Source organism: Paraburkholderia sp. XV (assembly GCF_020177535.1).
Classification (GTDB): domain Bacteria; phylum Pseudomonadota; class Gammaproteobacteria; order Burkholderiales; family Burkholderiaceae; genus Paraburkholderia; species Paraburkholderia caribensis.
Genome location: NZ_JAGUUD010000033.1, coordinates 1 through 14,314, shown reverse-complemented (window position 1 = coordinate 14,314; position 14,314 = coordinate 1). Strand labels below are relative to the sequence as shown.

12 protein-coding genes are annotated in these 14,314 nt (G+C 61.9%); 3 read left to right on the top strand and 9 right to left on the bottom strand.

Annotation, left to right across the window (positions count from 1 at the left end; translation table 11 throughout):
- Positions 1-32: 32 nt before the first annotated feature.
- From KFO72_RS17660 to KFO72_RS17645, 4 genes are read right to left on the bottom strand one after another with little or no spacing between them, the layout of a single operon-like run.
- Positions 33-1,274 (bottom strand): Wadjet anti-phage system protein JetD domain-containing protein, encoded by a 1,242-nt coding sequence (locus KFO72_RS17660; RefSeq protein ID WP_054934491.1) that lies wholly within the window; start codon positions 1,272-1,274, stop codon positions 33-35.
- On the bottom strand, positions 1,271-4,648 hold the full coding sequence (locus tag KFO72_RS17655) for an ATP-binding protein (RefSeq protein WP_225032681.1): 3,378 nt from the start codon (positions 4,646-4,648) through the stop codon (positions 1,271-1,273). The genes KFO72_RS17660 and KFO72_RS17655 overlap by 4 nt, the downstream gene beginning before the upstream one ends.
- Positions 4,641-5,282, bottom strand: coding sequence for a DUF4194 domain-containing protein (locus tag KFO72_RS17650; protein ID WP_224101568.1), 642 nt, complete (start codon positions 5,280-5,282; stop codon positions 4,641-4,643). The genes KFO72_RS17655 and KFO72_RS17650 overlap by 8 nt, the downstream gene beginning before the upstream one ends.
- Positions 5,283-5,284: 2 nt before the next feature.
- Positions 5,285-6,739 (bottom strand): DUF3375 domain-containing protein, encoded by a 1,455-nt coding sequence (locus tag KFO72_RS17645; protein ID WP_225032680.1) that lies wholly within the window; start codon positions 6,737-6,739, stop codon positions 5,285-5,287.
- Between the two features lie 347 nt (positions 6,740-7,086).
- On the opposite strand from KFO72_RS17645, the gene KFO72_RS42105 reads away from it, so the two are divergent.
- A complete protein-coding gene (locus KFO72_RS42105) occupies positions 7,087-7,221 on the top strand; it encodes a hypothetical protein (protein WP_257722136.1) in 135 nt (44 codons plus the stop codon).
- Positions 7,222-7,333: 112 nt separating this feature from the next.
- Here KFO72_RS42105 and guaA read toward each other — a convergent pair whose 3' ends face one another.
- The 3 genes from guaA to guaB form a co-directional block, all read right to left on the bottom strand.
- Positions 7,334-8,917: a glutamine-hydrolyzing GMP synthase gene (gene guaA, locus KFO72_RS17640; RefSeq protein ID WP_107200946.1), complete on the bottom strand. Its 1,584-nt coding sequence runs from the start codon at positions 8,915-8,917 to the stop codon at positions 7,334-7,336.
- Positions 8,918-9,127: 210 nt separating this feature from the next.
- A complete protein-coding gene (locus KFO72_RS17635; RefSeq protein WP_225032679.1) occupies positions 9,128-9,946 on the bottom strand; it encodes a hypothetical protein in 819 nt (272 codons plus the stop codon).
- Between the two features lie 6 nt (positions 9,947-9,952).
- Complete coding sequence (guaB, locus tag KFO72_RS17630; protein WP_054934486.1) at positions 9,953-11,413, bottom strand: IMP dehydrogenase; 1,461 nt, start codon at positions 11,411-11,413, stop codon at positions 9,953-9,955.
- A gap of 308 nt (positions 11,414-11,721) precedes the next feature.
- On the opposite strand from guaB, the gene KFO72_RS17625 reads away from it, so the two are divergent.
- Complete coding sequence (locus tag KFO72_RS17625; protein ID WP_225032678.1) at positions 11,722-12,696, top strand: DMT family transporter; 975 nt, start codon at positions 11,722-11,724, stop codon at positions 12,694-12,696.
- Positions 12,697-12,807: 111 nt separating this feature from the next.
- Here the strand turns inward: KFO72_RS17625 and KFO72_RS17620 are convergent, their stop codons facing one another.
- Positions 12,808-13,140 carry an RnfH family protein gene (locus KFO72_RS17620; RefSeq protein WP_054934485.1) on the bottom strand — a complete coding sequence of 111 codons (333 nt, stop codon included), beginning with the start codon at positions 13,138-13,140 and terminating at the stop codon, positions 12,808-12,810.
- Positions 13,137-13,574, bottom strand: a complete 438-nt coding sequence (locus KFO72_RS17615; RefSeq protein ID WP_035990853.1) for a type II toxin-antitoxin system RatA family toxin — start codon at positions 13,572-13,574, stop codon at positions 13,137-13,139. The genes KFO72_RS17620 and KFO72_RS17615 overlap by 4 nt, the downstream gene beginning before the upstream one ends.
- A gap of 131 nt (positions 13,575-13,705) precedes the next feature.
- Here KFO72_RS17615 and smpB point away from each other — a divergent pair, with 131 nt between their 5' ends.
- Entirely contained in the window at positions 13,706-14,152 is a 447-nt protein-coding gene (gene smpB / locus KFO72_RS17610; protein WP_035990850.1) for an SsrA-binding protein SmpB, read from the top strand.
- Positions 14,153-14,314 lie beyond the last annotated feature (162 nt).

The window sequence follows — 14,314 nt, the reverse complement described above, 5'->3', positions numbered from 1 at the left end:
CGGGCATCGGGCATCGGGCTGGTGTTTCACCATCAAGCGAACGCGGCGAGCGCAGCTTCAACCCAGCGAAAGCGAACATGCTCTTGCTCAAGGCGCAGTTTGGTGCGCAGACGGTTGTCGCGCAATTCGTCGAACAACGCCCGTTCCGCATGGTCGAGCCGTGGCAAGTCACGCACTACCTGATCAGGCTCCTCACCCCATACCGCTTCGTGCTCCATCAGCGTCGCACGGTCCATCAACAACGACTCCACGTGCCTGAAGCGGCTGCGCAACTGGTCGAGAATCGCAAAACCATGCGTGTCGATATCGCCCCAGTAGTGGATGCAGCAGCGCGACAGCCAGGCCGCTTTCGACAAGGCGTCCCATCCGTATCCGGCACCGAATACGACGATGGCATCGGCGATCGGCGGGAAGGCAAGAAAATTGGTCTCGTTCTCCGTGATGAACACTCGCCGGACAGGCAGGTTCAATGCTGCAAAGCTGTCCGCATCCAGTGTGATGTCGGGAAGAGCCGTACCGGGAAGAATCGGCAGGCTGGCATCCAGCGCGCGAAACCGGATACGGACAGGTTTCTCCAGAAACCCATAGCGCGCCGCAAATTGCGCACTTCCACTTCGATCGGCCGAAATGGCTTCAACCGGCAACACGAGATCGAGCCATTCGGTCAGCACACCACGGCGGCGTTCAATGAATTTGCTATGCACGCCGGCAATATCGACCTGCCTGAGATAAATACCTGGACGCGGATGTTGCGCGATCCATTCAACGGCCGCCAGCAAACACGCACACTCCTCGGCCAGTTCGAGCGCCTGCAGCGGGCGCTGGCGAAACCACGGCGACAGCGCCGGCTGGCGCAAGCCCACTTGGTCCAGCAACCGCCGAAAACGCGCCGCGTCGGCGCGTTTCCCGATCATCCCCAGGGCGCTGTCGAGATCGTCCAGCCAGACAGCCTGCGGCACGCGCTGAAGACCTAGCACACGATGGTTGAACTCACGCCATTCGATCCGGACATGGGGGACGCCAACCATCCCGGCGATCCATTCCCGCACAGCCTGAAAGCATTCCGCCAGCTCAGTCGTGCTTGGCCCCTTCATGGCCAGTCGCAAGGGAAATGAGCAACCCGGCCGCAGGCTGGTTCTGGCTCCTTCCTGGCCGAAAGGAACGACAGTCGGCGCAGCGCCGTCGCAGTCGCCAACTATGCTGCGCAGCAGCTCACCTCGCTCCCATAAGCGTCGCACCTGGGCTTTCAGGTCATCGGCCGACGTCCAGCTCACGCCGTGCCCTCCACCTTGCGCGCGAGATGTTCCTCGATCGACAGGTTGCGCAGCTTCGAAGCGCGCCCGCCTTCGTTCTGCACAAAACCTACGCTGGCAACGAAAGGCTCGATGATATGAATCTTCTGCAGCGGCGTGACGATCAGCAACTGCAGATTCAACTGCCTGAACAACTTGAGCCCATATTGAGCGGACTCATCCGAACCGCGTCCGAACGCTTCGTCAATCACCACGAACCGGAACGTGCGAGACCGCACGGCTCCCCATTCGAGGCCGAATTGATACGCAAGGCTTGCTGCGAGAATCGTATAAGCCAGCTTTTCCTTCTGTCCGCCGGACTTGCCGCCCGAATCGGAATAATGCTCGTACTCCGTGTCGTCTTCACGCCAGCGCTCGCTTGCGGCAAACAGAAACCAGTTGCGCACGTCTGTCACTTTCGTGGTCCAGCGACGATCCTGATCCGAAAGCCCTTCACGGCCGCGGAACCGGTCGATGATCGCCTTGACCTGCAGAAACTTGGCTTCCGAATATTGGGCGTCGTCCGAACCCGTCAGCGTTCCTTCCGTGCAAGCGCGCAACTCACCCTGGAAATCCCGGATGTCCACATCGGGGCTCGCCTGTGATTCGAGGACGATGTAACGCCCGGGGTTGTAATCGATCTGCGCCAACGATTCATTGATCAGGCCGATGCGCTCCTTGATCGTTTCGCGCTCCCGCGCGAGCTGTGCCGTGAAGTTGGCGATCTCGTTGATCGTGTTGATGTTCAGAAGCTCCTTGAAGCGAGCCTCAAAGCGTGGGAGATCGTCGGTATTCAGCCGAGCAAGGAGCTCGCGATATTCGAACGCAGCTTCCACGCTCGCGTCAAAGTCCGCCGTGTCGAGCTTGTATGCGTCCTTGAAGGTCGACATGTTTCTGAGGATGCGCTCGGTGAGTCGCTCGAGACGCTTCGTCTCTGCGTCCATCCGGGCCTGCAACGCCTCACGCAGTTCACGCTCACGGTTGTCGCACGATTCGACTGAAAGCTGATGCTCGCCCAGAATCTCGGCGCGTAGCTTGTCCAGCCGCTCCCGCGTATCGCCATCGACGTCAGTCAGCGATGCCTCGGTCTGCTCCCGCAATGCCTCGGCTGCTTCGCGTTTCGCGTCGATGCCGCCAAGCTCCCGATTCACTTCCGACAAGGCGTGCTCGCTTTCCTTCAGTGCGGCCCTCACCGCTTCGAGTTGCGCGGCCAACTCCAGCAACGCGTTGCTGGCAGCCTCCAGACGCGCCTTCTCGTCTATCAGGCGAGCGATGTTGGCCGACGTAGTCTGCCAGTCGATCTCCCGAAAATCGTTGAACTCATTGAGCGCAGCGAACGCTTCCAGTTGTTGCCGCAGTTTTGCCTGATCGCCTTGCGCTTGCGCAATCTGCCCGGCGAGCGTGCCGAGGCGCGTTGCGAGGACATGCATCTGTTGCTCGAGCGCTGCGATCTTGGCCGCATTGCTCCATCCAAGGACGTAACGGCCGCGATCATCGAGCCGATGGCGGTCGTCCTTCTCGTGGCGCTCGCCTGGCGCCTTGACCTGCCCCGTACGTGTCAAGGCGCGAGCCTCGCGGCGAAACTGTTCCTGCGTCTGACAGCATGCGTAATCGAAGCGCTGCGCGAGCATCCGCTCCAGCCAGTCGTAGAACGGCGAGTCCGGTTTCACCGCGACATTGCGCACGAGCGATTCACGATGCAGTTCAGCGGTGTTCGGGTCCCGTGCGGGACGCACCCTGAAATAGACGAGCCGTCCAGCCAGATGCGTGCGATCCACCCAGGCCGCGACGTCTGCATAGTGCGTATCGTGCACGAGCAACGACACGCCGAAATTGTGCAGGACGCGCTCGATCGCACCTTCCCATTCGTGCGCCTCTTTACGCACCTGAATCAGTTCGCCGGCGAACGGCATCGTATTTTCGTCGAGGCCCAGCGCCGCGCACATGGCCGCGCGCATTGCCACCTGATCCCTCGGGATGTTGCTGCGCCGCGCCTTCAGGCTGGCAACCTCTCCGGCGAGCGCGTCGTGCTCCCGCTTGCCCTCCCGCAGTGCCACGCCCCACTCGGTGATCTGGTTCTGCAGGTCAGCTTCCCGCACGCCCGCGCCTTCGCGCAGGTCGGCGACCTGTTGGCGTTGCGCGATGAAAGAGGATTCCTCGACAGCGGGAGATTCACCAATGGCAGCCAACAACTGCGCGTAACGGTCTGCCCTGCGCTGACGCCGGTCGCGCTCGCGCTCCTCATCGCGAATCGCAGCGGCAAGCTGCTCCAGTCTGTCGCCGCCTTGCTCGACGATCGCAAGTTTGAGGCGATCGGCTTGCGTTCGCTCCTGATCGCATTGCTCGATTCGCCGCTCTCTGTGTATGGAAAGACGTGCGTGGTCATCAGCGAGCAACTGCAGCCGTCGTTGCAGCAAACTCAGCTTCAGGCCCGCGAAATAAGGCTTCAACGCGTCGCGGCAAATGCGTGAGCGTTCCTGTTCCGCCGCCAGCGCGCCATGCTGGTCGCAATCGGCCACCAGCGGCACCAGCAACTCCGCTTGCCGCTTCGCCTTGAGCACCGACTCATGTGCGCGATTCAGGTCGTCAAAATGCGAAATCAACGCGGCGATGCGCGGCGCAATGTCGAACGGCTCGAGCATGTGACTGCGCACAAAATCGGTCAGGTTGCCGACCGATTTCATCGATACGGTCTGGTGAAACAGTTCGAGTGCCTGTTCGTTCTCGATGCCAAAGCGCCGGCGAAACCACGCGCCGTATTTCGGAAACGCATCTTCGATTTCCGCACCCGCTCCACGCAGCTTCTTTCGCAACTGGGCAATGTCGCTGCCGAAGTGGGTGAAATCCGCCGCGATCGACAGATCGCGCTCCGCAGCCACGTAAAAGCGCACTGGCTGGCTGTGCCCTTCTTTTATCCAGAAGACTTGCGCGAGCGAGACTGTCTGGTCATATCCGGCATTGTGAAAAACACCCAGGATGACTGAATAGCTGTTGTGGTCCCGCAAAGAGACGGGACGCGCCGCGCCCGTCAGTTCGTTACGTTCAGACTTGTAGTGTCCAAGCACGTACGAGCGCAGCGTCCGTTCCTTGAGGTCCGCGCCGGCCGCCTTGTTGTATGCAATGCGTTGAGCGGGAACCAGCAGGGTCGTGATCGCGTCGACTAGCGTCGACTTGCCGGAACCAATGTCGCCCGTCAGCAGTCCATTTCTGCCGTCCAGCTGAAGCGTCCAGACTCGTGCGTCGAAGGTACCCCAATTGAATACTTCCAGCCGCGTCAGGCGGAAACCGGCGAGCGTATCATCCCCGAGGTAGTCCAGTTCGAGCAGTTGGGGAATCGCGCCGTTGCGCTCATTCATCTGCCTCACCTCCCTGCCCCGCCGAAGCGCGTCCAAGTTGCTCCCGATACGCGGCAAGGCGCGTATCGAAGTCGGACAGCCACTGCGCGTCGACGAACGCCTTCAATATGCGCCGCACTTCAAAGCTCGATGGCCCGCTCGCGATCTTGAGCCTGCGCAGGAAACCGAGTTCGATCACCTTGTTGATGTGTGTCTCGATCTGATCGATCAGCTTTGCTTCATTGTTGGTATCCGGCAGGAAGACCCTGATGAGTTCGACGATTTCATCGCGTGACAAGATCAGTCGTGAATCGCCTCCGCCGGCGTCGGATTCGGCCAGCTTCTTGCGCAGCAGTGCCAGCAGCAAGCTGACCGGAAAAGAGATAGGCCGGCGCGCGATCAAACGCGGCGGCTTTGGCGCTGTGTCGGCTTCGGCTGGCTCCGCACGGCTGCGCAGGAAGGCGTAGCCCTCCGCCTCGTCCAGCACCAATTCGAGACTCAGCACCGACATGTAGTCCCGCACTCGCATTTGCAGGTCGAGCAATGCGCCCCATAGGCGCTCATCGCCTTCACGATAAATCACGCCTTTGAGCAACGTGACCGCGAGTGTCGACAAATCGACGCTCGCTGTTTTCTCTTGCAGTTCCTCTTCCATCGTCATCTCACAAAGATCACTCGCTGCAGTCGGGCGCGCCTCGCCGTTGGCCCCTCTTCGTCACGCGCCGTTTGCCACACGATGACATCCTGCATGCCTTCGTCAACGACCGTCTTGAACGCGTCGCTCCCAAGTTGCAGATACGCGACCAGCTCGGCAAGGCCCTGCTGCAACGGGTGCGATTCGATCAATTCGCGTAGCGTCACCTGGGCGCGATCCTGCAATGCCTGGCGAATGTGACCAGCGAGCCGCATGCGGTCTACCACGACTTGCGAATACAGCACCGCGGCGTCGAGATCAACATCGCCCGACTCCAGCTCGATATCCTGGATAACTGGCTTTTGCGCTGGCGTGTACAACGGACGTTCCATCGGCAGTTCGATGTCGGCGCCAGCCTCGGACAGTTGCATCATCTCACCGCCCGGCGGCTCGTCGCGCACGGCCAGAGCCTTGGCCTCGATGCCGTGCAGAATATCCATGATGCGGCGATTCTCCAGCCATACCTGATCGTCGAGGAAGCGACGCAACTGTTGAGAGAGTTGCGCTACCGTGCGCTGCGTATGCTCGCCCGCTTCCAGCCAGTCATAGTGAACGCGTGCAGTGCGCGTGTCGGGATTCAAACCTGCAATGGCCGGCAACGCAAGCACGCGTGCGAGAAGTTCCGTGAGTTCCTCCTGGCGGGTGCTCGACATCAGGAAATCCCAGAAAGCCCGAAAGCTTTTGCCCTGGTCCGAGTCGGAAATCGCGTCGCGTTCGCCCATGATGTCTTCGAGCAAGGCGCCTTTCGAACCCTCCCACAGGGCGATGCGCTCGCGCACGCGGCGATCGAGTATGCGAAAGTTTTGTTCGACCTCGCGAAAATCGGTAAGCAGTTCGCGGGCCAATTGCACGAATTGCTGAAAGCGGTCTTTGATCGCCGTGTCGTCGAGCAAACCCAGCTCGCCGGACTGCACCCGCGCAATGTCAGCATCGATTTCGTCCCGACGCTTCAGGAACTCCGCCACGCGCTTTTCAGGATCGGATTCGCTGCCTTCGCTCATTTGGCGCAGCAGTTCGAACAATGTCAGCAGGCGCGACTCCGTGCCGACGAAGCCACGCTCCGTTAGCGAGCCCAGCCAGACGATCGCCTTTTCCGTGGACGGTGTGAGATCGAAGTACGGGTCATCCGAGCCCGGACGATAGAACTTGCGCAGCCAGCCTTTTTCCGCGGCAGCCCAGTCGTTGAGGTAGTCGAGGGCGCGTTTCGGATAAGCGTCCGCGCCCAGCCGATCGCGGAGTGCGAAAAGTTCATCTTCGAGCGCTTCGGACAAGTCCGCTGCCGAAATAGCGCGCACGTTCGGAACGATGAATACACGATTCAGGAAGCTCGCCACCAGCGGGGCGTGGTCGGAACGCAACAGCCGCCATGCGGGATGGTGAATCCGTAAAGCATCGAGGGTTGAATGGTCGAGATTCATAGTTTTACTGTCGAACCGGCTGGCGATCGGGCCACGCATCAAGTTTGCGCAACCATTCTAGCGCCACGCCAGATGGTCACTCTCTCGACAACGCATCCATCGAATCAAAAAATCGATCAACGCAATGACGGAGCATGGAATGGGTAGCGTTGGCTTGCAGCCGTGTTACGGGACGCCAGCGGCGGCTTATGCGCACGAGAGACATACGCCGCGGCCGGCTATCTCAAAATTCGTCCTTCTCCTATGTCCATCACGCTGACGCGTCCCTATTCTTGAAACATCAACAGAGCGCCACTCGACACCATCTGAATCGCGCCTGTTACCACCTTCAACGACAGGAGCGCATCATGTTTGCCTACTTCCTTCTCAGCCAGTTCAGCCACTGGCTTCGTTTCGTGGACAAGCCGCGTTGCGGCGCATTTCTCGCAGCATCCGTCGATCTCGAAGAGCTAGGCAAGCACGCACAACGATACGATCGTTAAACTCGAATCTCCACAATTTGCCGACGCGAAGAATCGAAGTAAAAAAAAGCCCGCTGACGCGGGCTTTTGAACATTCTGATGCTTGCAGGTTTCGGTACGTTCAGGCGTCCGATCACTCCCACTCAATCGTCGCAGGCGGCTTCCCCGAGATGTCATACACCACGCGATTGATGCCGCGCACTTCGTTGATGATCCGGTTCGACACATGGCCGAGCAGATCATGCGGCAGATGCGCCCAATGCGCCGTCATGAAGTCGAGCGTCTGCACCGCGCGCAGCGCGACGACATACTCATACGTGCGCCCATCGCCCATCACGCCTACGCTCTTCACCGGCAGGAACACCGCGAATGCCTGGCTCGTCAGGTCGTACCACGACTTGCCCGATTCCTTGTCGATGAAGGTGCGCAACGTTTCGATAAAAATCGCGTCCGCACGACGCAGCAGATCCGCGTAATCGCGCTTCACTTCGCCGAGAATCCGCACGCCGAGGCCCGGGCCCGGGAACGGATGGCGATACACCATCGAAGGCGGCAGACCCAGCTTCACGCCGAGCTCACGCACTTCATCCTTGAACAGTTCACGCAGCGGTTCGAGCAGCTTGAGATTCAGCGTCTCCGGCAGGCCACCGACGTTGTGGTGGCTCTTGATCGTATGCGCAGCCTTCTTGCCCTTGCCCGCCGACTCGATCACGTCCGGGTAGATCGTGCCTTGCGCAAGCCACTTCGCGTCCGTCAGCTTGCCGGCTTCCGCCTGGAACACTTCGACGAACTCGGCGCCGATGATCTTGCGCTTCGCTTCCGGATCGGTCACGCCCTTGAGCTTCGACATGAACGCTTCGCTCGCATCGACGTGGATCACCTTCACGCCGAGGTTGTCGGCGAACATCGCCATCACCTGCTCGGCTTCGTTCAGACGCAACAGGCCGTGATCGACGAACACGCAGGTCAGTTGATCGCCGATCGCGCGATGCAGCAGCGCCGCCGCCACCGACGAATCCACTCCCCCCGACAGACCGAGAATCACATGCTCGTCGCCAACCTGCTTGCGGATGTTCTCGACGGCTTCGTCGATGTAGTTGCCCATTTCCCAATCGGGCTTCGCACCGCAGATCTTCAGCACGAAGCGCTCGAGCATCGCGCGGCCCTGCACCGTGTGCGTGACTTCCGGGTGCCATTGCAGGCCGTAGAAGTGGCGCGCCTCGTCGGCCATCGCCGCGATCGGACACGAGTCCGTCGACGCCATCAACTGGAAGCCTTGCGGCATTTCCAGCACCTTGTCGCCGTGGCTCATCCACACCTTCAGCATGCCGTGTCCTTCGGACGTCGCGAAGTCCTGGATGCCGTCGAGGAAACTCGTGTGGTTGCGCGCGCGCACTTCCGCGTAACCGAATTCGCGCAAATGGCCCGTCTCGACCTTGCCGCCGAGCTGCTCGGCCATCGTCTGCATGCCGTAGCAGATGCCGAGCACGGGCACGCCTGCTTCGAACACCGCTTGCGGCGCGCGCGGCGTGTCGCTCTCGGTCACGGAGTTCGGGCCACCCGACAGGATGATGCCCTTCGGCTTGAATTCGCGGATGAACTCGTCGCTGACGTCGTGCGGATGGATTTCCGACAGCACGTGCGCCTCGCGGATGCGGCGTGCGATCAGTTGGGTGACTTGCGAACCGAAGTCGAGGATCAGGATCTTGTCATGCATGGCAGCGGACGGAATCTAAAAAGAACGGATAGGGAAAGCCGCGCTGGTCGCATCGCGACAGAACGGCGTTGTATTCGAAACGGATTGGCTTGCGCGGCGACGGCGGCGTGAGCGCCGCATCGCTGCGTGCCGTGATCGATAAAAAGCGCGATAAAAGACCTGCGCAGACGGATTCCAGTTGTTTCGGCAGTGGGCGTGAGCTTGCGCGGGTCAGCCATGAAACGGCGGCCGGGGCGTGCCCGATTTCGCTTCGGCAGCGCGCGCGTCGGCTTCGTTGCGCTGGGCTGCGGCGCGTTCGCGCGCGGCGGCGTCCTGGTAGGCTTCGGCCCGGCGTTCATGCGCCAACGCATCTTCACGCGCGGCGGCGGCCGCTTCGGGCATCGTCGCGCGCGGCGGTTGCGCCGTCAGGCCCGGCTCGACGGGATGCCCCGTCGCGGGACTCACAGGCGTTGCCGCGCCCACGGCAGGCGTGGCGGCGAGTGTCGGCTCCACATGCGGCCCCGTGGTAGCAGGATAAACCACACCCGGGCGAGCAGCGTTACGCTCACGCTCGGCCTTGCGCGCCTCGTTCTCGGCCTCGCGCGCCGCCACACGATCGGTGCGTTCGGCGGCAGCCGTGCCGGCCAGCCGCTCGCGCCGCTTCACCGCGCTGGAGAGCTTCACACCACCCAAGCCGATAATGAGCAGCACCACACCCGTCAGCACCGCCACCAGCTGACCAAACCCCGTCAACTGCGGTGTATGCAGCCCGACCAGCCAGACCAGCATCAGCACGCCTGTCAGCCAGTTCACATGGCCGACGACCTTGGCCGTCGTCGCCGTCATCGCGCCGTCGATCGACGCATGCAGCGCAAGCCACGCCAGGCCGATCAGCGCAATGCCCGCCCCCTGCCCAACCAGCGCAGGGTCCGTCTGCACCAGCTGCAGCGCGTCGTACAGCGATTTCCACGGCGTGAGCAAGAACAGCAGCCCGAACGCCAGCAACAACAAGGCATCGATGATCAGTACGGCACGCAGCAGCGGCTTCATCGGCAATTAGTCCACGTGGTAGTTGGGGGCTTCCTTCGTGATCTGGACATCGTGCACGTGCGATTCGCGCATGCCCGCCGCCGTGATTTCGACGAACGACGCCTTGTCGTGCAGTTCGTCGATCGTGCGGCAGCCGCAATAACCCATCGACGCGCGCACGCCACCGATCAGCTGGAACAGGATCGCGCCGACCGAGCCCTTGTACGCAACACGGCCTTCGATGCCTTCCGGCACGAGTTTGTCGATGTTCGCGGAGTTGTCCTGGAAGTAGCGGTCAGCTGCGCCGTCCTTCATCGCGCCGACGGAACCCATGCCGCGGTACGACTTGTACTGGCGGCCCTGATACAGGAACACGTCGCCCGGCGATTCTTCCGTGCCGGCGAACATGCTGCCCATCATCACCGCATTCGCGCCCGCTGCCAGCGCCTTGCTGACGTCGCCCGAGAAGCGCACGCCGCCGTCGGCGATGACGGGTACGCCCGTGCCCTTGAGCGCCGCCGACACGTTGGCGATCGCGCTGATCTGCGGCACGCCCACGCCTGCGACGATACGCGTCGTGCAGATCGAGCCCGGGCCGATGCCGACCTTCACGCCGTCCGCGCCGTACTCGACGAGCGCCTTGGCCGCGTCAGCCGTCGCGATGTTGCCGCCGATCACCTCGACGTGCGGGAAATTCTTCTTGACCCACTGCACGCGCTCCAGCACGCCGCGGCTGTGGCCGTGCGCCGTATCGACGACGATCACGTCCACGCCCGCCTGCACCAGCAGCGACACGCGCTCTTCGTTGTCCGCGCCGACGCCGACGGCTGCGCCCGCGCGCAGCTTGCCATGCTCGTCTTTACACGCGTCCGGGTGTTCCGTCTGCTTCGTGATGTCCTTCACCGTCATCAGGCCGCGCAGCTCGAACGCGTCGTTGACGACCAGCACGCGCTCCAGGCGGTGGCTGTGCATCAGCGCTTTCGCTTCGGCGAGCGGCGTGCCTTCCTTGACCGTGACGAGGCGCTCGCGCGGCGTCATGATCGTGCGCACCGGCTCGTCCAGGCGCGTTTCGAAGCGCAGATCGCGGTTCGTGACGATGCCGATCAGCTGCGCGCCTTCGACAACCGGGAAGCCAGAAATGCCATGCTGGCGCGACAGCGCGATCACGTCGCTCACCTTCATTTGCGGCGGAACCGTGATCGGATCGCGCACGACACCCGATTCAAAGCGCTTGACCTTGGCGACTTCACGCGCCTGCTCGGCCGGCGTGAGATTCTTGTGGATGATGCCGACGCCGCCCATCTGCGCCATCGCGATGGCGAGGCGAGCTTCGGTGACGGTGTCCATGGCGGCGGACACGAGCGGCATATTCAGGGAGATGTTGCGGGTCAGCCGGGTTTTCAGGCTGGTGTCGCGCGGCAGAACGTCGGAGAAGGCCGGGACGAGGAGCACGTCATCGAACGTGAGTGCTTTTTGGATCAGACGCATGGCAAATCCTATAGGCGCAAAAGCGAATTATACGCGATACCTCCCCGGTTTTCACTGCGCGAACAGTCAGTTAGCGAAATTCTTCAATGTTTTTTCGCGTCGAACGACCGTCTGATTTCGCTTCTGCGTTCGGCTCGGGTTCGAACCGGTTTCGTATGCTCGTTCGAACGCACGCGCTGCCCGTCATCCTTCGAAGCGCGTTTTTCCAGCATAGGCGACGCGCTGCAAAGTGCAGAATCGAACAAGACGCGACGACGCCCGTCCGGCTATGCTTCGCGCACTTTCAGTTTTTCGATCGGGGCAAGGCAATGCAGCGCGGCGTGGTGTATGGGATGTTGGCGGGAGCGTTATGGGGCATGGTGTTTCTGGTGCCGCGGCTGTTGCCCGATTTTTCGCCCGTGCTGCTGAGCGCCGGCCGCTACGCGATGTACGGCGTCGTCTCGCTGCTGGCCGCGCTGCCTTCCGCGCGCTCGCTGCTGCGCCGGCTCACGCGCGAAGACCTGAACGCGCTCGTCAGGCTCGCGTTGGCGGGCAACCTGCTGTACTACCTGCTGCTGACGGGCGCCGTGCACCTCGTCGGCATTGCGCCGTCCTCGCTGATCGTCGGCGTGCTGCCCGTCACCGTGACGCTGCTGGGACGGCGCGACCATGGCGCCGTACCGCTCGCGCGGCTCGCGTGGCCGCTTGCGCTCGTCGTCGCGGGCATCGCGTGCATCAATGTCGATGTGTTCGGCACGGCAGGCGAAACACCGGGAACCATCGTGAACAAGCTGATCGGCATTGCGTGCGCTGTAGGCGCGCTGGCCTGCTGGACGTGGTTCGCCGTCGAAAACGCGCGCTATCTGCAGCGTCATACGCATTTCAGCGGCAACGAGTGGTCGGTGCTGTGGGGCGTCGTGACGGGCCTGCTCGGCGCGCTGCTGTGGCTCGTAGTGGCGGTGGTGCCGTCGTCGGCCGTCGATACGACGCATGTCGACACCCGCTGGCATCTGTTCTGGCTGCTGAACCTGGGACTCGCGATTGGCGCGTCGTGGCTCGGCAACGGCCTGTGGAACGCGGCGTCCAAGCGTCTGCCGCTCACGCTGTCGGGCCAATTGATCGTCTTCGAGACGCTGTTCGCGCTGCTCTACGCGTTCATCTACGACCACCGGATGCCCCGTCCGCTCGAAATGGCCGCCATCCTGCTGCTGGTCGCGGGCGTCAGCTGGTCGGTGCGCCAGCATGCCGATGACGATTCGGACCGCTCGACGCTCGAAGAAAAGGCTCAGGCGGCCGTTCACTAGGCTGCGGCTCGCCATGGGCCGGGCGACCAACGCAGGCCGCAAAAACGGCAACGGCGCACCGCGTGACACGGTGCGCCGTTGCCGTTTGCCAGTCGCAGGTTCAGCGCGACGTCAGCGCGAATCCTTGTGCAGCCACTTACGCCCTTCGACCGAGCCTTCCTGGCGCGATTTCTCGACGCGCCGCTGCCGCGCGAGCTTCGGATCGACGATCAGCGGCCGGTAGATTTCGACGCGGTCATGGTCGGCCAGCACGGTGTCGAGCGGCTTGAGCTTGCCGAACACGCCTGTCTTCTGTTTCGTCAGATCGATTGCGGGATGTCGGGCGAGGATACCGCTCGCGTCGATGGCCTGGCCGAGCGTCGTGCCTTGGGGCAACTGAAGTTCGATCAGCGTCTGCTCGCGCGGCAGCGCATAGCAGACCTCGATGGTCAATGTCGTGCTCATGCCTTGCCGTAGCGCTGGTCGGCGCGTTTCACGAACGATTCGACGAACGTGTTCGCGATATGGCTGAACACCGGACCGATGATTTTCTCCAGCAGAATGTTCGCGAATTCGTAGTGCAGCGCGAACTCGATCTTGCAGGCGTCCGCGCGCAGCGGCGTGAAGCGCCAGTAGCCGGTGAACTTCTTGAACGGGCCGTCGGCGAAGTTCATGTCGATGCGCGTCGGCCGCTCTTGCGTGTTGTGCGTTGCGAAGTGCTGCTTGATGCCCTTGAAATTGATGTCGATCTTCGCCTCCATCAGGTTTTCCTCCTGGCGGCGGATCTCGACGCCGCCGCACCACGGGAGGAAATTGGGGTAGTCGGCGACATCGGTGACGAGGTCGAACATCTGTTCCGCCGAGTGGCGTATCAACACGGTTTTCTGGACATCTGCCATAAATTGAACGGCGCGTGGCAACAGGGATTGATAAATAGCGAGCGCGTGACATCTGAATGACACCGCGGCGGGTTTTCGGCGTCCCGCTTTGCTAAAATCGTGATTTTAAACGAGTTGGCCAGTTTCCATTCATGAGCATCATCGACAACAGAAAAGCGTTCTACGACTACTCGGTCGAAGAACGTTACGAGGCGGGGCTCGTGCTTGAGGGCTGGGAAGTCAAGGCGCTGCGCGCCGGGCGTGGCCAGATCAAGGAAGGCTACGTCGTGATCAGGAACGCGGAGCTGTTTTTGATCGGCACGCATATCAGTCCGCTGCCCGAAGCGTCGACCCATATCACGCCGGACCCGGTCCGTACGCGCAAGCTGCTGCTGCATGCCGAGGAAATCAGCAAGCTGATTGGCAAGGTCGAGCAGCGCGGGTATACGCTTGTGCCGTTGAATTTTCATTACAAGAATGGGCGCGTTAAGTGTGAGATTGGGCTTGCCAAGGGCAAGAAGCAGCACGATAAGCGTGAGACCGAGAAGAAGCGGGATTGGGAGCGGGAAAAGGCCCGGTTGATGCGGACGCCGGTGTGAGGGTTTTTTTGGCCTGCGCGGCGCGGTGAGGGTTTGGGGTTTTGGGGTTTTGCCGCGGTGCGGGTTTTGGTTTTGGTTTTGGTTTTGGCGTGGTTGGGGTTGTGCGGTGCGCTGGCCTTTGCGCTGGCCTTTGCGCTGGCCTTTGCGCTGGCCTTTGCGCTG